Genomic DNA, 17,410 nt, shown 5'->3' with positions numbered 1-17,410 from the left:
CGATGACGTGCTGAATCACCCCTGGCGGCCCACCGGATCGCCGGGCGAGCCGAGCGCATCACGAATCGTGTCGCGCAGCCAGCGCTGTGCCGGGTCGGCGTCGAGTCGTGCATGCCAGGCCAGCCGCACTTCGACTGCCGGCAGGGCCGCGGCGATGGGAAACCAGCGCAGGCCGAGGGCCCGGCCGTATTGTTCGGCGAGGCGCTGCGGGACGAGCCCGACGTATTGACTCGATGCGACCAGCAGCGCGGCGACGGCGAAGGTGGGGACGACGGCGGCGACGCGGCGTTGCAGGCCCACGGCATCGAGTGCGTCGTCGAGTGGTCCGCGAGCGCGGCCACGGCGGGAGGCCGAGACGTGGGGATGCTGGCACAGTTGCGCCAGCGTCGGGCGGCGGTGCCGACCGAGCGGGCTGTCGGCGCGGACGATCCCGACTATTCGTTCGCGATACAGCACGGCCGTCCGGATGTCGGGCGCCGCTTCGCCTGTGCCGATATCCAGATCGACCGAGCCGTCGCGAAGGGCATCGTTGCTTTCACTGCCCTCGGTGACGAAGCGCAGTGTCACGCCGGGGGCGAATGCGGCCGTGGCTTCGGCCGCCAGGGTCGCGGCCACACCGTCATTGATGCGAATCGTGAAGGTGCGCTTCAGTTCCGCGACCGTGATCTCGCGGTCGGCGCTGATCAGTGCCGACGCCTCGTCCAGCAGTGACCGCACCCGCGGCGCCGTGCGCAGCGCGAATGGTGTCGGGGCCATCCCGCGACCCGCACGCACCAGAATCGGGTCACCCATCGCCCGCCGCAACCGACCCAGCGCCCGGCTGGTCGCCGGGATGGACAGATGCAGGCGCTCGGAGGCGGCCGTGACGCTGCCGTCCTGGAGCAGCGCGTCGAATACGCGCAGCAGATTCAGATCGAGCTGCTCGGGCATAGTTGCACCGTACGCAAGGATCTCTTGTTGAAGTTGCGTGGCGCGGAGACCGCGCTGGTTCATAGCGTCGCAGCCATGTCATACAACATCTCGACCGCTCCGACCTCGCGAGACCCGTCGGCCCGTCCCGGCACGCAGCGCGGCCTGCTCGCGGCCATGTGCGCCTGCGTCGGGATCCTGCTCGTCGGCCTCGGGCTGTTCGCGGTCGGCGCGCTGCTGTCGGCGACGGCACCGAATGTGGCACTGCTGCTCACCGGCCGTGCGATCACAGGTGTCGGCGCCGCCGCCGTATTGCCCAATACGCTCGCCGTTCTGCTGCACGCCGTCCCCGTCGAACGCAAGAGCGCGACGATCGCCGTCTGGGCATCGATGACGGGTATCGGCGGAGTCGTCGGCAATGTCGGCGGCGGGGCGATCCTGTCGGGCGGAACTACTCGGGCTCTCCACGAGCGACGCACAGACGCCCTACCTCGCCTACGCCGCATGGCTCCTCGTGACGGGAGTCGGTGTGCTGCTTGCACTTCCGACACTCTCGGGAGCCATCGCAAGCTCGCTCCCACCAGACCAGGCCGGGGTCGGAGCCGGGTTGCAGGCCACCACCCGCGAATTCGGCAGCGCCCTCGGCGTCGCCGTCATCGGCACGTTGTTCACCGCCCGGTTCTTCGCCGCACTACCGCTGGACATCCGCACCGACCACGATCCGCACACCGTGGCCCGGGCACTCGCGACCACCACACCCGACCGCGCCAACGATGTCATCACCGCATTCGTCTCGGGCACGGACTTCGGACTGCGGGCGATCGGCATGACCGTACTCGTCCTCGGCGCGCTCGTCGTATTGCAGTCGCTGCTGTCGCGACGTGGACAGGCACGCTCGGCGGCAGGGTAATCAGCCATCACATGAATCTGAACTGCCGACGCGCGGGGTTGGTGATCTTCGAGCGCTCGCACCGGCTCGTCACGGCCGATGTCGGATAGATCTTCGAGAAGTTCTGTGCCGTGGACGGCGGTGAGGGAACATGGAGTGCGGCGCGGTGAGCGCCGTGCCGTCTTTTGAGTGTGTTCCGCGATCTACTTCCACCTACGCAGGAGGACGAAGATCCATGATGACTTTCCGGAACTACCGACGTCCTGCCCTTATCGCGACCGTCTTCGGCGTGCTGGGGCTGGCCGGAATATCGACCGCTGCTCCCGCTCTGGCCGCCAACAACATCGACGTCAGCGGCGTCGGCCCGGCCAATATCGGGGTCGACTACAGCTGCGATGCATCGGCAGGAGTGACCGCCATCAAGGCAATGGTGGGCGATCCCAACGCAGACAGTCCCTCGGCCACCGGCGCACAGAATGCCGTCACATGCGACGGAGCCCAGCATTCCGCCGTGATCATCCTCGCCGGAGCCGCCGGTCGGGATGCGCCATTGTCGGCGGGGCAGACGGTGCAAGTGCGGGTCGCGCTGGTCGATCGCGACGACACTGTCGTCTCCGGGCAGGCCAAGAAGGTCACGCTCGGGTAGGGCCGTACCCCGGCGGCGTATCGGCAGGCGGTTCGACAGCCACTGGGCAGGTCGATGCGACTGTCGGTGGCGCAGACGGGTTTTGCGCTAGCTATTGCGGACCCGGTAGCGCAGGTGGGTGACGCGCTCGCCCAGCACGACGGTCGGATCGTCGAGCAGGTGTGGACCGGCTCCGACGTGGTCGAAGAACGGGGTCCCGCCGCCGAGCACGACCGGGATCAGATCGATGTGGATCTCGTCGAGCAGCCCCGCCTCCAGGCATTGGCGGGCGATCGTTCCGGCGTTGACGGCGATGGCCTTGCCGCCGGCCACCTTCGATGCCTGCTCGAGCGCCGATTCGACGCCATCGGTGACGAAGGTGAACGGAGCGCCGGGGTGCTCGTCGATCCATTCGCGCGGAATGGTATGCGTGACAACGACTATCGGCCGATCGAGCGGGTGGATACCGCCCCAGCCGTCGATGAGGTCGAACAGTCGCCTGCCGACGACGAAGACTCCCAGACTGCCGACGTGCTCGCGCAGGTGCTGATAGTCGACCTCGGTGAGCCGGAACGGGATCTCCGGGTGGGTACTGGGGAATTCGTGATCGCCAGCGCTGTACCAAGCGAACAAATGCTCGAAGCCGCTCTCCTCGGGTCCGGCGATATAGCCGTCGACCGACATGCTGGCTCCTGTGATCACCTTGCGCATGGCGCACTCCTGGTTGTACGGATGGTTCGAAGTAGGTGACGGCCGAAGAGCCCGAAATTCATCGGTGGCGCGGAGGGCGATATGGCCGCTGATGCGCCGCGATGCCTGCGACAGCGATCTCGACCGCACGGCCTGATCCGCATGGCGGCGGTGCAGGGCGCACCTGAAGGTGTTCTCGACCGGATGGTGCTCCGGCAACCCGGGATCCGGCGTCACTGACATGGAGGTCGATGGTGCAGAAGCTGAGCCCCGGCGAATCCCCCGCCAGCCACTGGGACCACACGGCGGAGGTACAGAAGCAGCACTTCGCTTCCAGTGACCAGCGGCTCACCATGACGCTCGCGCTAGGGTCGAGGTCGATGTGGCGGCGATATTCCTACTTACGGCGTTGCAGGACGAGGAACGCCATCCAGGCCGCACCGCCGAGCACGAGCACGCCGACTATCCCGATGCTCGTCAACAGAAAGTCCACGCCCTCGATTCTAGATGTTCGCGAGTACCTTTGGTGGGCTTATCGATTCGACGGCACCGGGCTCGCGGCCCGAAGATGTGCGGCGTCCGGGACCACAGCCGAGGCCTGTCCCGCGGCGATCACGACCCGCCGAATCTCGCACTCACAGCCGACAATTCGCACCGCACTGGCCCCGAGCACGAACCGCGCGCCAAAGTTGTTCGGTCATCACCGGTGGTCGGCCGCGGTAGGAGGATTTCTCGTAGAGTTGGTAGCAGAGTGCAGTGACGGGTGAAGGGGCCGGATGTGTCCGCGACACTGGTGAAGGGCCAGAACGGCCCGTTGACGGTGACCGATGTGGTGGTCTCGGTGCAGGTTGCCGCGCCGGCGGAGGTGTCAGCGCTGCTGGTCACCGAGGCCGGGAAAGTTCGCTCTGACGCGGATTTCGTGTTCTTCGATCAGCCGACCGGTTCTGGTGTTCGCTTGCAGTCGATAGAACCCGGTCGGCCCGCCGCGTTGGCCGTGTCACTGCATCGGGTGCCAACGGATATCGCTCAGATCCGGGCGGTGATCACTCTTGATGATGCGAACAGTCGATTCGGTCGCATCGCCGCACCATCGGCAATCGTCTCCGATACTCGCGGTAATCGGTTGTACGAGTACCGGATCGAGGGTCTGAGCACCGAATCCGTCGTGATCGCCCTGGAACTGTACCGCCGCCAGGGCGGTTGGAAGGTCCGCGCGGTCGGACAGGGCTACGCAGGTGGATTCGCCGCCCTGGTCACCGACCACGGCGTGACCGTCGACGACGCACCCCGGCCGACCACCACACACACGCCAGCGCCGCCCATTGCTCCCAGCTACCCCGCACAACCCGCGCCGAGCTACCCGCCGCCAACCGCCGATCCGATGAATTCCACTCGGAGGCAGCAGCATCCGCCCGCAGCGTCCCACCCGCCTTCGACCGGCCATCACCCCCAAGGTGGCTATCCTCCGACGCCAGCTCCCGGCTCTGCGGGGCCGGGCCAAGGCCATCGGCCATCGCCAGGCGAGGTCAGTCTCTCCAAAAACCGTCCGGTCAGCCTGGCGAAGGGGCAGCGCGTCACGCTCCGCAAGGACGGTGGTGTCGCGCTGACCTATATCCGGATGGGTCTGGGCTGGGACCCCGTCAAGAAGGGCGGATTGTTCGGCGGTCGCACGATCGAGATCGATCTCGACGCCTGGGTGGCTCTGTTCGCCGAGGCGAATTTGGTTGATGTCGCCTACTACGGTCAACTCACCTCCAAGGACGGATCCATCCGCCACCAAGGCGACAACCTCACCGGCGAAGGCGAGGGCGACGACGAAGTGATCCTGGTCGACCTCACCCGGATCCCGGCCCACATCACCACCCTGCTGTTCGTCGTAACCTCCTACCAGGGCCAAACCTTCGAACAGGTCACCAATGCGTTCTGCCGCCTGGTCGACAGCACCACCGATGTCGAGCTCGCCCGATACTCACTGACCGGGGGCATGGCATTCACCGCAATCGCGATGGCCAAGGTCTTCCGCGTCGGCGGGGAGTGGAAACTGCAGGCACTAGGCGAAGGCTTCCAAGCCAAACACCCCGGTGAAGCGGTACCGCAACTGGGGCGGTTCATCACCGCCCGATGACCAGCCACGGTGCCAGCCCGCCGATTGCACCGAGATCTGATCGAACTGCCGCGGCGCATCGCCATCCAAGAGGTGATCGACCGTCTCAGTCCGCGAGTTCGGGCGGGAAGCCGCCCGTCGCAACAGGTCCCCAGCGTTCGATATCTATGCGCAACAGCGACTTGTTCTGCCGTGCCATGGCCTCGCGGTACTCGGCCCAGTCCGGATGTTCGCCGGAGATAGCGCGAAAGTATTCGACGAGACCGTCGAGGGCCTCCGGCATGTCCAGGACCTCGGCGCGGCCATCGACCTGTACATAGGGGCCGTTCCAGTCGTCGGACAGCACGCAGATCGACACGCGCGGGTCCCGTCGCGCGTTGCCGACCTTGGCGCGGGTCGGGTAGGTCGACACCACGATGCGGCCCTCGGGATCAATCCCGCAGGTTACCGGCGACAATTGCGGGCGGCCGTCGCCGCGGTTGGTGACCAGGACGCCGCGGTGGCGAGTACGCAGGAATTCCAGCAGTTCGGCTCGTTCGACCCGGTCGGCGGCGGCAATACGTGGCATGGTCGGGCTCCTGTCGTGGCAATGCCAGGGACAAAACGCAGTCGCCGGTCATCGTGTCACATCGATAGACCACACCGCTCCGACCGCCGCGGGCACACTGGTCGCGCTGCAACCGTCGCCATCAAGAGTCTCACCTGCAGATTTCGGGTCGGGAACCGGTTGTGGCGCAGCGCCGCCGGATCCGAATCCCGATCGCCTCGAGTCCCGGTCAACCTGGTCGCGCACCGGGTTCACCCCGCACCTGGCCCGGCCAGTTATGGCCCGGGCAGGTGATTCTCGCCCACCGCTAGCGATCCGGCCATCAGTGATAATGTTGACAATCGTTGTCTCCCAACATATTTGACACGCTAGAGCGGGATCGATCAGTGTGGTCGGCCGGGCGGCGGCCGAGAGAGGGAATCATGGGATTGCCAAGTGAATTCGGCAAGGCCGCCGGCGCGGGCATCGCGGCGCTCGCACTGCTCGCGCTGCTGCCCGGTACCGCGCAGGCGGCCATTGGCCGGGCCTCCTACGTCACTGCGGCGGGAAAGATCTTGTCGATCGAACGGCCGGACAGTGGCGCCTGTATCCAATTACAGGATGCCACAGTGCGTTTCGAGAACGGCACCAGCGACCGGGCCTACCTGTTCGGCGATTCCGCGTGCGGTGCGAGATCCGAGATAGCGGGTGTCGATCTCATCTGGAATGCTCCGGCCGGGGTGCAGGCCCTGTCCGTGCGCTTCGAGCCAACCGGGTAGCCCGCGGCATCGACGCCGGAAAGACCCGAAAACCCCCCTCCCGCAACCGTGGAGGCGTCACCGACCGGTGTGCTGGGGTGGATCAGGTGCGCGGAGGGCGGTCAGTTCATCAGCCATTCGGCGATGACTTGCGCGCTCGCGTCGAGGATGGCTTCACCCTCTGCGCGGTTGCGGCTCTGGGTGAACGGGCCCATCTCGAGGCCCGCACCCCCTGAGTCCCTGCCGCGCCGGCGACAGCTTCTATCACTCCCGGCCATCGAAGAACCGCTCCAGACCGTGCGCACGCACTGCCAGCACACGTCACGACACCTCGGCCTCTATCGACCCGCTGAACGGGGCGGGTGGGGCGGAGCCGCCGTAGTAGTCCGAGTCCGGGAGAGCCGGTCACATGGCGAAGTTGCGCCGTCTCACTCGGCGTTGGATCACTCTCGCAGAGAGTAGAGGTTCGGAAGGAGAAGACCTTTGGGTCGCCCGTCTTACCTGGACGCGAAAGCGCGAGGGGACAACAGCATGGCGGGAAAGCGTAGAGCATTGTGAAGGCGTTTATGGTGCTGCCGCGCAAGACCCGTGTGATATGGCGAAGACCAGACTGTTTGAAGCCCAGTTCCCGGAGATGGAAATGTGCATCCTCCGACATACAACGCCCGGAGCGGAGCCACCAGCATCAGGCGAATCCCCTTTGCTTCGCCCCAACCTTCCGGCTGGTGGGCGGTGGGCAACGAGCTCACTCAAGGGAACGGACGGGCCGCCTACGTCGCACTCGATACGTCCAGCGCAAGAGGAATTCGGGATCACCTACCGGGCGCGAGCCCCATGGTGACGGAGTGCCAATAGTAGTCGTGGGAGTAACGCCCCACCAGGGAGAGCGGGAAAGCCGCTTACAGGGCCAAGTGGCACAGGTGTCGAGATTGTCCGGAAAGACGAGGTATGCGTAATGCAGAGAGCCGAAGTCCTGATGGAGGTCATTCATGAACGCGGAAAGAGAGGATTGCCACTGGAGCGGTTGTATCGGCAGCTGTTCAATCCGGAGTTGTATCTGCGGGCCTACGGCAAGATCTACCGTAACGACGGTGCGATGACACCCGGATCCACCGCGGAGACCGTGGATGGCATGAGCTTGAAGAAGATTCAGGCGATCATCGACGCGCTGCGAGACGAGCGCTATCGATGGACTCCGGCCCGGCGAATCCACATTCCCAAAAGGAATGGGAAGACCCGGCCGCTGGGTCTACCGTCGTGGTCGGACAAACTGTTGCAGGAAGTGATCCGCTCCCTGCTGGAATCGTATTACGAGCCACGGTTTTCCGACCGCTCCCACGGCTTCCGTCCCGGAAAAGGGTGTCACACAGCGTTGGCGGAGATATCTCGGTCGTGGGGTAGTGTGACGTGGTTCGTCGAGGGAGATATCTCCCAGTGTTTCGACCGGCTGGATCATGGTGTGCTGCACTCGATTCTAGCCGAAGACATTCACGACAATCGCTTCCTGCGGTTGATCGACGGACTGCTCCAGGCTGGTTATCTGGAGGAATGGCGCTACCACGAAACACTCAGTGGCGCACCGCAAGGGGGTGTTCTGAGTCCCTTGCTCTCCAATATCTATCTGGACCGGTTGGACAAGTTTGTCGAGAAGACGCTTCTGCCCGTCTTCAACCAGGGAGCCCGGCGCAAGCCGTATCTGCCGTATACGCGGGTGCACAAGGCTGCCTGGAAGCTGGAGAAACGCGGACTGCGGGATGAAGCACGCCCACTGCGGCGTCAGTTGCAGGTGCTTCCCTCACACGATCCGAACGATCCTGGTTTCCGGCGGCTGTATTACGCCCGCTATGCCGACGATTGGCTGTTGGGGTTCTCGGGAACACGGCGGGAAGCCGAGCAGATCAAGGACGACATCGCCCGGTTCCTGCAGGATCAGTTGAAACTGGAGCTGTCCGGGGAGAAGACCCTGATCACACACGGGCGGACTCAGGCCGCTCGTTTCCTCGGTTATGAGATCGTGGTCCACCACGATGATGCCAAACGCGACCGGAACGGTCACCGCTCGATCAACGGGCAGATCGGTCTGAAAATGCCGATGGACGTCGTGCGGGACAAATGCAAACCCTATATGCGCCGTGGTAAACCGGCGGCTCTGCTGGCTCGTGCGCATGATTCGGATTTCCGGATCGTGGCACGGTATCAGTCCGAGTTCCGGGGCATCGCGGAGTATTACCGGCTGGCCTACAACCGGCACCGCCTCGGCCTGCTGCGGTGGATGATGGAGCGGTCATTGACCAAGACGCTGGGGCACAAGAACAAAATCAGCGTCAACAAGGTCTGGAACCGCTACCGCGCCACCTGGCCAACACCCGCTGGCCGTCGGCGGGGATTACAGGTCACGGTCGAACGCGGGACCGGGAAGAAAGCCCTAGTTGCCCGATGGGGCGGGGTTTCACTGGCCCGGCAACGGATCACGAAAGCACCTCTCACAGAAGATCTTCCGAAGATTTGGAGGAAGCGGCCAGCAGAACTCGTCGGCAGGCTCATAGTCGGTCGCTGCGAGCTTTGCAGCGCGCACACCGACGTCGAAGTGCACCACATTCGGCGTTTGAGCGACCTCCGCTTCGGAAAGCGGGCAGACAGGCCCGAATGGGTCGAGCAGATGGCTTCACGCCGCCGCAAAACCCTGATCGTCTGCCGTGACTGCCACGTCGGCATCCACGCCGGATGTTCGGATCGGCAGGATTCACGGAAACCGGCACTGGAGAGCCGGGTGCGGTCATAAGTCGCACGCCCGGTTCGGAGGGGGGCCGTCGGAAAAGGAGCCGCAGCAGCGGCCACCTCGTCGACGGCCTACCCAGCGGCGGCAGCGGGTTTCGCGAAGGTCCAGTACTACGCGGACGGTGCACAAGCTGCCGGTGAGGCTTTCGACATCCCTGGGGCAGTCGCCGACGAATCAGTCGGTGCCGTGCCGAGCGTTTGCCGATGCGGCGTCCAGCAGAGTTTGCGCTGCGGCTCGGGCCTGACGTGCGGGGGCCGGGGTGCCCGCGATGGCCGCGGTGGTTTGGGCGCCTTCGGCGAGTATGGCGATTTGGGGTGCCAGCTCAGGTGGGGCGCCGGCCTCGGCGACCAGGCGGGCGACGTATTCGCCGAAGGCGTCCTTCTGCGCCCGCACCGCCTCACTCACAGCCGGTGAGCCCGAACTCAACTCGCCGTAGGCGTTGATGAACGCGCAGCCCCGGAAGTCCGGCGCACGGAACCATGCGTCGAGGAAATCGAAGATCGCCAGCAACCGCTCTCGCGCGGTCATCGTCGGCCGCGCTGCCGACGCCAGGCCGTCGTCCCACATGGCAGACCGGTGCCGCAGCACCGCCGCAATCAGGTCGTCCTTCGAGCCGAACAGCGAATAGATGCGTTTGAGCGACACGCCAGCCGCCTCCCGCACCGCGTCCATGCCCACCGACTGAATTCCCCGCTCGTAGAACAGCGTGTCGGCAGCCCTGATGACCTGCTCACGCACGTCGCCGACAGGACGCTGCACCGTGTGAGTCACATCATGCTCTCTTTCGCTTGCGCCGAGAACGCACGTTCTCTAACCTAGCAGACATCGTGGAGAACGATCGTTCTCCACGATGAGGTCGAAGTCGTCCACACAATCGAGTCGCGAGGAGTCAGTCATGGGATTCATCACCGTCGGCACCGAGAACAGCACCACAGTCGAGTTGTACTACGAAGACCACGGCAGCGGACAGCCGGTCGTGCTGATCCACGGCTACCCGCTGGACGGCGCCAGCTGGGAACTGCAAGCGCGCGAACTGCTGGCGGCCGGTTTCCGGGTGATCACCTACGATCGCCGCGGGTTCGGGCGATCGTCGAAGGTCGGCGAGGGGTACGACTACGACACCTTCGCCGCCGATCTGAATGCGGTATTGACGGCATTGGACCTGCGCGAGGTCATCCTGGTCGGCTTCTCTATGGGCACGGGCGAACTGGCTCGCTACATCAAGAACTACGGACCCGAGCGGGTCGCCAAGCTGGCATTCCTGGCTTCATTGGAACCGTTCCTGGTGCAGCGCGACGACAATCCCGAGGGCGTGCCGCAGGAGGTCTTCGACGGCATCGCCGCCGCCGCGCGGTCCGACCGCTACGCCTGGTACACGCAGTTCTACAAGAACTTCTACAACCTCGACGAGACGCTCGGCACACGCATCAGCGAAGAGGTCGTCCGGGCGAACTGGAATACCGCCACCACCAGCGCACCGGTCGCCGCCTACGCCGTCGTCCCGGCATGGATCGAGGACTTCCGCCCCGATGTCGATGCCGTGCGCACCACCCAACTGCCGACACTGATCCTGCACGGCACCAAGGACAACATCCTGCCGGTGGACGCCTCGGGCCGCCGGTTCGCAGCACTGGTCCCGCACGCGGAATACGTCGAAATCGACGGCGCGCCCCACGGCCTGCTGTGGACCCATGCCGACGAGGTCAACACAGCGCTCCTGGGCTTCGTGAAAGCCTGACCGCGGAACGCGAAGGGCCGGCCGGGTGAACCATCTGGCCGTCCGCAAGCGATTCGAAGAAGGCGTGCGGACCCGCTCGCCACCCGCACTCGGCCTGGTCGGCGGTTCGGCCGCGACTTCCTGGCCGCACTGTTGAGGCAGCAGTATGCATGGGTGAAATCTCCTGGAGCACAGGGGAAGTCGGTCAGCTGTCAGGCCGGTCTGCCGGGCCGAGGTGATGGGCAAAGCCGTCGATCATGGCGGTAAGGCCGATATCGAAGTGGTTGCTGTCCAAGCAGTACGGACACACAACTTCGCTCCGACTGTGCCGGCCGCAGCAGGGAAACGGTTCGGATAACTACATGAACACTGCAAAGCCGCGGGTCGTTGACCTGCGGCTTTGCTGCGTTGCGGGCCTAACGCTCCACAAACCGGACTCTCTGACGGTGGAAGGTCCAGAGATCCGGATCATGTCTGCCGGCACCGGCCGTGCCCCCTACGGGCCGGTGATGGCGATCATCGACCAGGGTCACCAGCCGCCATCGTGCGGAATCGGGCGTTGCGGGATCGGACGCACGTTATATATCTCAGCGGCCCCACCACCGTCGTCCCCGTCTTCCGCATCCCCCAACCACCCACCCGGCACCAGCTGCCACCGCAAACGCAAAAAAGGCCCTGACCGGCGATAAACCGCTGGTCAAGGCCTCCAAGAGCAGTGTTTGCGCAATAGCAAACCTGGTGGAGCTAAGGGGACTCGAACCCCTGACCCCCACACTGCCAGTGTGGTGCGCTACCAGCTGCGCCATAGCCCCGAATGGGTTGCTTTCAGGTTTCCCTGACTGCCTGAACGAAGTTACACCACTGGCATGTCGGCAACCAAATCGCCTTGATTCGGGGGTAGCGGAAGGGATTGTTCGAACCTAGAATCGAACACATGTTCGATAGCGATGATCTCTCATCCGTGGACTTCGGGGCCATGAGTGACGAGGGGCTGATCGAGGCCCTTCGGGCGGCGCACGGGCGGGCGGCAATGGCGCAGGCCGCCGAGGTGTTCGCGGTGCGGGAGTTGTATCGGCGGCATCGGGCCGAGAGTGCGGAGCCGGGGCCCGGCGGGGTGCGGGCCGGGGAGTTCGCGGCCAGTGAGGCCGCCGTGGCTCTGCAGGTCGACGAGGGCACGGCGGGGGCGTTGATCGATATCGGTCTGGCACTGGAGGATTCATTGCCGCAGACGCGGGCGGCGTTTGCCGCGGGGCGGATCGATCTGGCGAAGGTGCGGGTGATCGTGGACAACACCCGGGCGGTGGCGAGGGAGGTGCTGGATGTTCTCGAGCCGCGGCTGCTGGATGCGGCAGGGCGGAACAATTCGATGCGGCTGCGGCAGGCGGCGCGGCGGTGGGCGGCGCGGTTGGATCCGGGCGGGACGCAGCGACGGCGGGAGTTGCGCCAGGACGAGCGGGATGTGCGGCTGCGGGCAGTGCAGGACGACATGGCGGTGTTCGACGGGTTGCTCCCCGCACCGGGTGCGCAGACGGTTGCGATGCGGTTGCGGGAGATGGGTCTGCAGGTGTGCGCATCGGATCCGCGGAGCATGCCGCAGCGGCGGGCCGATGCCCTGGTGGCCTTGGCGGATGGGTCGGGGCGGCTGCGATGCCATTGCGGGCGCGGTACGCGGTGTCCGAAGTTCGGGGTGCCGATCGAGAAGCCGCGCAGGCCCTTGATCCAGATCGGGATTCCGGCGGATACCCTGCTCGGCATTCAGGAGGCACCGGCTTTTCTCGCCGGGTATGGGCCGATCGATGCGGCGCTGGCCCGGATTCTGGCCGAACACGCGCGCTTCCAAGTGATTCCGGAGCGCTCGGCCGCCGCCGACGACCCGCCCGCGGCCGAGGAGGCGGTGCAATGGCGGCCATCGCCGCGACTGGAACGTGAGGTGCGCGCGATGGACGGTATGTGCCGCTTTCCGGGTTGCGTCATGCCCGCCGCGGAATCCGAACTGGACCACAATCACGCCAACGACCGGCGGCCCGACCGCAGCGGACGAACCATACGCACCAACCTGGCCGTGCTGTGTACCCGCCACCATCGCCTGAAGACGTTGGCGGACAACGAAAGACTCCCCTGGCGCACCTGGCGCGCCGACCTCGACCGCCTGCAATGGACCGCACCAACCGGAGATATCCACACCACGGTCCGCGAAGGCGCCCGCTACCTCTTCCCAGACACCGACGCCGACGCCCCCGCCCCATACACCGGCCATCACCGATCCGAGCCGAACGAAGCACCCGCGACAATCCCCGGCCGCCTCGCCGATCGCCCAACCGCCGAAGACATCGCCTACCCCCTCGACGGCTACATCGTCATACACGGCCAACTACGCCGAATCCGCCCCGAAGACGAGATCCCCGACGACAAACCACAACCAGCCCGAGCCCCCAGCGACTGACACCCCCTGCTGGCCATCGCGGGCCAACGCAATCACCACCGCAGGGGTCACCACCGGGTCCATCAGACAATCTCCCCCCGAGTTCCGCCGTCTGGGTCGCAGCTGGATCCTCCACAACCAGCCCCAACGCCTCGGCAACCACTGCACGAGCACTGAGCAACTGACACCACCCCCACCGCCATCGCGGTTCGACAGCGACAGCCACCGCGGCAGCGGCTCCGTCACCCAGTACACCGGCCACCACCGATCCGAACCGAACGAAGCACGTCTCTGACGATCCCGGTCCGTCCCGCCCGATCACCAGGTCCGCCGTAATGGCACCCCGCCCCGACTTCCGCCGCCTCGGTCACGAATGAAATCCGCCACGACCACCCCCAATGCCCACCCACAGCCCGCAACCCACCACCACCCAGCAGCCATCATGACTCCACACACAACGGGCGCACGGCTGGTCCCCGACATCCGTGCGGCTGCCCTGGTACGGCTTACGGCTGGTCAGGGCCGCCCAGGCGGTGCCACAACCTCGCATCGTCGTTCGCTACAACGCACGCTCGATTGCACGTCAGAGTCGTGCTCACCCGGCCTTGTCGGGCATCAGGGCCCTAGAAGCCCCGCTACGAGCCCGATTCCGGTATCGCATCGACAGCGCTCTGCCGCTTCTGTCGGGCGGCGCCAAACCAGTCTCCACACCGGAATACTCGATTTGATCGGACCCGTGAATCGGAGTGTGTTGGATTCACAATTACCCCGGCAGATGACTGCTGCACCATGTGTAACAGCGAGGGGCCATCTGAAGCCGCTGCCGAATCGGACATTCATCCCAGGAATCGCCGCGAAAACGCGATGCAGGTCACTATTTCACAGTGATCCCGAACACATAACGTAACTATCACGACCAACCGCAGATATACATTTTTACCCATTCGAACTGCGGGAATATCAAAAACCCTGGCTCTGCGCTTCAGGCAATTCGGACGTTATCTCTACGTGATCTGCGGCGAATTCTTCGCTACCGTCGTCGACAGCCCTGATCAACGAGACGGGCTCGAACGCGAACCGCCGAACGCCGGTAACCCTGCCCCGCGGTTCCGAGGATCCCCGACATCGCTGGGGGCAGGGACACGGCGGTAAGTCCGCCGGGGCCGAGCGGGCGCAGCCAGGAAAACACATGACTCAGAACCGCAAGTTCACCCGCGCCCTCGGTATCGCCGCCGTCGCCGGTGCCATCGCCGCAGTTCCGTTCGGTCTGTCCACCGCCACCGCGTCGGCCGCCGGCCACAACTGGGACGCCGTTGCCCAGTGCGAGAGCAGCGGCAACTGGGGTACCGACACCGGTAACGGCTTCGCCGGCGGCCTGCAGTTCACGCAGAGCACCTGGGCCGCCAATGGCGGTTCGGGCAGCCCGAGCGGCGCCAGCCGTGACGAGCAGATCCGCGTCGCCGAGAATGTGCTCGCCACCCAGGGCCCGGGTGCGTGGCCCGTGTGCGGCGCCTACCTGTAAGCCCAGATCTCCCCAACGGGGTCCGTGCCAGCGGCACGGACCCCGTTGTCGTCGGCCCGCACACCGGACTCCGCACCACTGAAATCGATAGCACCGGAGCTATTTCCAGCAATCATCCGGACACCGAGCAACTATTTCCAGCGATACGCGTTGACCACCCGCGCCACATCGGATTCGAACATCCCTCCGTGATAGTGGAATTCGCGATTCCCGCGCGCGCTCGCACAGTCAACTACCAGTCCCGCTCACCGGTACCGCGCATTTCAGTTGCGCAATCAATCGGTCTCATGGCCCGAAACACCTGCGGTAAGTGATCCATATCACTACCCTGTTTCCACCCGGCAACTCGTCCTGGCCCGCGGACGGTTCAGGTTCCTTACGAAATGCCGTGGCTAGAAAGGCATCTCGACCATGAGCTCGACCCGGACCGCTGAGCCGCCGACCCTACTGACGGGGCTGTGGCAGCGCAAGCTACCGCACTATCCCGATACTCCCGCCCGCTCCTGGTATCTGGCCCTGGTGGTCATCACATCAGTGGCGCTGTACTACCAGTTGTTCGTCACCGGAGCGGTGGGCAATGAGCTGATCGCCTACTTCCACCTATCCTTCCGGTACTTCGTCGGGATCTTCATCGCGGGTGCCGCATTCGGCGCGGCCGCCTCGGTGCTCGCCGGTCTGCTCGACCGCTGGGGACGAGCCAATATCGTCGCCTACGGCGTGGTGATCTGCTCCCTGCTCACCCTGTTCGCCGTGCCCGCGACCACCAGCAAGGAGGCCTATCTCGTCGTTTACTGCGTGGTGAGCATTGTCGAGGGCGCGGTACTGGTCGCCACACCGGCATTGATTCGTGACTTCTCCCCACAGCTGGGCCGGGCCTCGGCCATGGGCTTCTGGACCCTCGGGCCGGTGCTCGGCGCCTTGATCACCACCGAGATCTCCACGCACACCCTCGATGCCCATCCCGATTGGCAGTACCACTATCGGCTCTGCGGTGTGATCAGCATGGTCATCGCGGTATTCGCGGTGATCGGATTGCGTGAACTGAGTCCGGCGCTGCGCGACCAGATCATGGTGTCCCTGCGCGACCGCGCGCTGATCGAAGCGCGGGCGCGCGGGCTGGACGTCAGCACGCTGGAACAAGGGCAATGGCGGCAGATGCTGCGCGTCAATATCGTCGGCTCGGCGCTGGCGATCAGCCTGTTCCTCGCCTACTTCTACACGATCGTGTCATTCCTACCCGTTTATATGGCAACCATTTTCGGGTTCAGTTCGGCCAAGGCCAATGCCCTCGGAAATTGGTATTGGATCGCCAATGCGATCGCGCTCGTGCTGGCAGGCATCATTTCGGACTACCTCAAGGTGCGCAAGCCGTTCATGATCATCGGCGCGCTCATCAGCATTGTCGGATTGTTCGTATTCCTCGGCTATACGGAGAAGCCCGACACCGGGTACTACACGTTCGCATTGTGGCTCAGTGTCATCGCGGTCGGCGCGGGCATCGCCTACGCCACCTGGATGGCCAGCTTCACCGAGACCGTGGAGAACCGGAATCCGGCCGCGACCGCGGTGGGTCTCGCGGTCTGGGGCGGCACGCTACGCGGCGTCGTCACCATTGTGCTGTTCGGCTTGCTGATCGTGATCAATACCGCTGGCACGCTGGTCAACTACGGTCCTCGCCTCGCCGAGATCCAGCACAAGTACGGTCCACAGCTCGCAACCATTCAGACGGTCGGCCCGGACACCCTCGCGGCACTGCAGAAGAACCCCAATGATCCGGCCGCACAGGTCGCGGCGCTCACCAACTTGACCGGCGCGTCACCCGCCGATATCCAGACGACCATCGGCCTCAATACCCGCTATCCGCAGGAGCTGGCGACACTACAGGCGATCGACCCGGCCACCTTGGCGACGCTGTCCACCAATCCGGCCGATGCCACGGCCGGGCTCGCGGCGGTCGGCCAGGTCGCGAAGAAATTCGCCATCCCGGTGGACCAGGCCATCGCACGCCTGCAGGCGACCCAGCAGCTCCCGGCCGCCGATCTCGCCGTCGCCGCCAAGGTGGGCCCCAAGCTCACGCAGGCGACGGCGCAGTTGCAGTCGGTCGGCACCATCCCCGTCGATGACCAGGCATATCTGGCCGCCCACGCCACCGAGGTGCAGCAGGCGGCCAAGGATTCGCCCGGACAGTGGAAGCGCTGGTGGTGGATCTGCCTGATCGCGCAGGTCGTATTCCTGCCGTTCGTATTCCTGATGTCCGGACATTGGAGCCCGAAGCAGGCCGCCGCGGAGGCGAAGGCGCACGACGAGCGCGTCGAGCGCGAACTCGCAGCGATCAAGGAAGAACCGGAACCGGAACCAGCCGAATAGCAAGTCGTGGGGGGGGGGGGGGGGGGGGGGGGGGGGCCCCCCCCCCCCCCCTGTGTGGTGGTGGCGACCCACCTGGGGTGGTTGGTGTTGGATTGGTGTTGG

At 65.2% G+C, this 17,410-nt stretch carries 13 protein-coding genes, 1 tRNA gene and 1 pseudogene; 10 read left to right on the top strand and 5 right to left on the bottom strand.

The window, feature by feature from the left end:
- Positions 1-15 precede the first annotated feature (15 nt).
- Positions 16-930: a LysR family transcriptional regulator gene (locus tag ABZW16_RS13750; RefSeq protein ID WP_354955601.1), complete on the bottom strand. Its 915-nt coding sequence runs from the start codon at positions 928-930 to the stop codon at positions 16-18.
- Between ABZW16_RS13750 and ABZW16_RS13745 the strand changes: the two are divergent.
- From ABZW16_RS13745 to ABZW16_RS13735, 3 genes and pseudogenes are all read left to right on the top strand, one after another.
- Positions 841-1,308 (top strand): annotated as a pseudogene (locus ABZW16_RS13745) (hypothetical protein); the annotation flags it as partial. The gene ABZW16_RS13750 and the pseudogene ABZW16_RS13745 sit on opposite strands and share 90 nt — an antisense overlap.
- A 19-nt stretch (positions 1,309-1,327) precedes the next feature.
- Positions 1,328-1,819, top strand: coding sequence for a hypothetical protein (locus ABZW16_RS13740; protein ID WP_354955711.1), 492 nt, complete (start codon positions 1,328-1,330; stop codon positions 1,817-1,819).
- 214 nt (positions 1,820-2,033) lie between these two features.
- Positions 2,034-2,444, top strand: coding sequence for a hypothetical protein (locus tag ABZW16_RS13735; RefSeq protein ID WP_354955599.1), 411 nt, complete (start codon positions 2,034-2,036; stop codon positions 2,442-2,444).
- Between the two features lie 87 nt (positions 2,445-2,531).
- Here the strand turns inward: ABZW16_RS13735 and ABZW16_RS13730 are convergent, their stop codons facing one another.
- A complete protein-coding gene (locus ABZW16_RS13730; protein WP_354955597.1) occupies positions 2,532-3,134 on the bottom strand; it encodes a dihydrofolate reductase family protein in 603 nt (200 codons plus the stop codon).
- Positions 3,135-3,891: 757 nt separating this feature from the next.
- Here ABZW16_RS13730 and ABZW16_RS13725 point away from each other — a divergent pair.
- Positions 3,892-5,238, top strand: coding sequence for a TerD family protein (locus ABZW16_RS13725; protein ID WP_354955595.1), 1,347 nt, complete (start codon positions 3,892-3,894; stop codon positions 5,236-5,238).
- Between the two features lie 85 nt (positions 5,239-5,323).
- Here the strand turns inward: ABZW16_RS13725 and ABZW16_RS13720 are convergent, their stop codons facing one another.
- Positions 5,324-5,785: a PPOX class F420-dependent oxidoreductase gene (locus ABZW16_RS13720; RefSeq protein ID WP_354955593.1), complete on the bottom strand. Its 462-nt coding sequence runs from the start codon at positions 5,783-5,785 to the stop codon at positions 5,324-5,326.
- Positions 5,786-6,186: 401 nt separating this feature from the next.
- On the opposite strand from ABZW16_RS13720, the gene ABZW16_RS13715 reads away from it, so the two are divergent.
- Complete coding sequence (locus ABZW16_RS13715; RefSeq protein ID WP_354955591.1) at positions 6,187-6,522, top strand: hypothetical protein; 336 nt, start codon at positions 6,187-6,189, stop codon at positions 6,520-6,522.
- A gap of 934 nt (positions 6,523-7,456) precedes the next feature.
- A complete protein-coding gene (locus tag ABZW16_RS13710; protein ID WP_354955589.1) occupies positions 7,457-9,283 on the top strand; it encodes a reverse transcriptase domain-containing protein in 1,827 nt (608 codons plus the stop codon).
- A gap of 171 nt (positions 9,284-9,454) precedes the next feature.
- Here ABZW16_RS13710 and ABZW16_RS13705 read toward each other — a convergent pair whose 3' ends face one another.
- Positions 9,455-10,051, bottom strand: coding sequence for a TetR/AcrR family transcriptional regulator (locus tag ABZW16_RS13705; protein ID WP_354955587.1), 597 nt, complete (start codon positions 10,049-10,051; stop codon positions 9,455-9,457).
- Between the two features lie 124 nt (positions 10,052-10,175).
- Here ABZW16_RS13705 and ABZW16_RS13700 point away from each other — a divergent pair, with 124 nt between their 5' ends.
- Positions 10,176-11,018, top strand: a complete 843-nt coding sequence (locus ABZW16_RS13700) for an alpha/beta hydrolase (protein ID WP_354955585.1) — start codon at positions 10,176-10,178, stop codon at positions 11,016-11,018.
- Between the two features lie 715 nt (positions 11,019-11,733).
- Here ABZW16_RS13700 and ABZW16_RS13695 read toward each other — a convergent pair.
- A tRNA-Ala gene (locus ABZW16_RS13695) sits at positions 11,734-11,809 on the bottom strand.
- Between the two features lie 122 nt (positions 11,810-11,931).
- On the opposite strand from ABZW16_RS13695, the gene ABZW16_RS13690 reads away from it, so the two are divergent.
- The 3 genes from ABZW16_RS13690 to ABZW16_RS13680 all read left to right on the top strand — a co-directional run bounded on the left by ABZW16_RS13690 (position 11,932) and on the right by ABZW16_RS13680 (position 17,308).
- Positions 11,932-13,440, top strand: a complete 1,509-nt coding sequence (locus ABZW16_RS13690) for a DUF222 domain-containing protein (RefSeq protein ID WP_354955583.1) — start codon at positions 11,932-11,934, stop codon at positions 13,438-13,440.
- A gap of 1,168 nt (positions 13,441-14,608) precedes the next feature.
- The gene (locus tag ABZW16_RS13685) at positions 14,609-14,941 is read left to right on the top strand and encodes a transglycosylase family protein (protein WP_354955581.1); all 333 of its coding nucleotides are present in this window, start codon (positions 14,609-14,611) and stop codon (positions 14,939-14,941) included.
- 411 nt (positions 14,942-15,352) lie between these two features.
- Entirely contained in the window at positions 15,353-17,308 is a 1,956-nt protein-coding gene (locus tag ABZW16_RS13680) for an MFS transporter (protein ID WP_354955579.1), read from the top strand.
- Positions 17,309-17,410 lie beyond the last annotated feature (102 nt).

Source organism: Nocardia sp. NPDC004604 (genome assembly GCF_040609795.1).
In the GTDB taxonomy this organism is placed as follows: domain Bacteria; phylum Actinomycetota; class Actinomycetes; order Mycobacteriales; family Mycobacteriaceae; genus Nocardia.
This window is presented reverse-complemented; position numbering and strand designations above follow the sequence as displayed.

Excerpts from the sequence above, each read along its gene's own strand:
- ABZW16_RS13720 (WP_354955593.1), bottom strand. The coding sequence starts at position 5,785 with ATGCCACGTATTGCCGCCGCCGACCGGGTCGAACGAGCCGAACTGCTG.
- ABZW16_RS13685 (WP_354955581.1), top strand. The coding sequence starts at position 14,609 with ATGACTCAGAACCGCAAGTTCACCCGCGCCCTCGGTATCGCCGCCGTC.
- ABZW16_RS13730 (WP_354955597.1), bottom strand. The coding sequence starts at position 3,134 with ATGCGCAAGGTGATCACAGGAGCCAGCATGTCGGTCGACGGCTATATC.
- ABZW16_RS13680 (WP_354955579.1), top strand. The coding sequence starts at position 15,353 with ATGAGCTCGACCCGGACCGCTGAGCCGCCGACCCTACTGACGGGGCTG.
- ABZW16_RS13710 (WP_354955589.1), top strand. The coding sequence starts at position 7,457 with ATGCAGAGAGCCGAAGTCCTGATGGAGGTCATTCATGAACGCGGAAAG.
- ABZW16_RS13735 (WP_354955599.1), top strand. The coding sequence starts at position 2,034 with ATGATGACTTTCCGGAACTACCGACGTCCTGCCCTTATCGCGACCGTC.
- ABZW16_RS13740 (WP_354955711.1), top strand. The coding sequence starts at position 1,328 with ATGTCGGCGGCGGGGCGATCCTGTCGGGCGGAACTACTCGGGCTCTCC.
- ABZW16_RS13690 (WP_354955583.1), top strand. The coding sequence starts at position 11,932 with ATGTTCGATAGCGATGATCTCTCATCCGTGGACTTCGGGGCCATGAGT.
- ABZW16_RS13715 (WP_354955591.1), top strand. The coding sequence starts at position 6,187 with ATGGGATTGCCAAGTGAATTCGGCAAGGCCGCCGGCGCGGGCATCGCG.
- ABZW16_RS13700 (WP_354955585.1), top strand. The coding sequence starts at position 10,176 with ATGGGATTCATCACCGTCGGCACCGAGAACAGCACCACAGTCGAGTTG.
- ABZW16_RS13750 (WP_354955601.1), bottom strand. The coding sequence starts at position 930 with ATGCCCGAGCAGCTCGATCTGAATCTGCTGCGCGTATTCGACGCGCTG.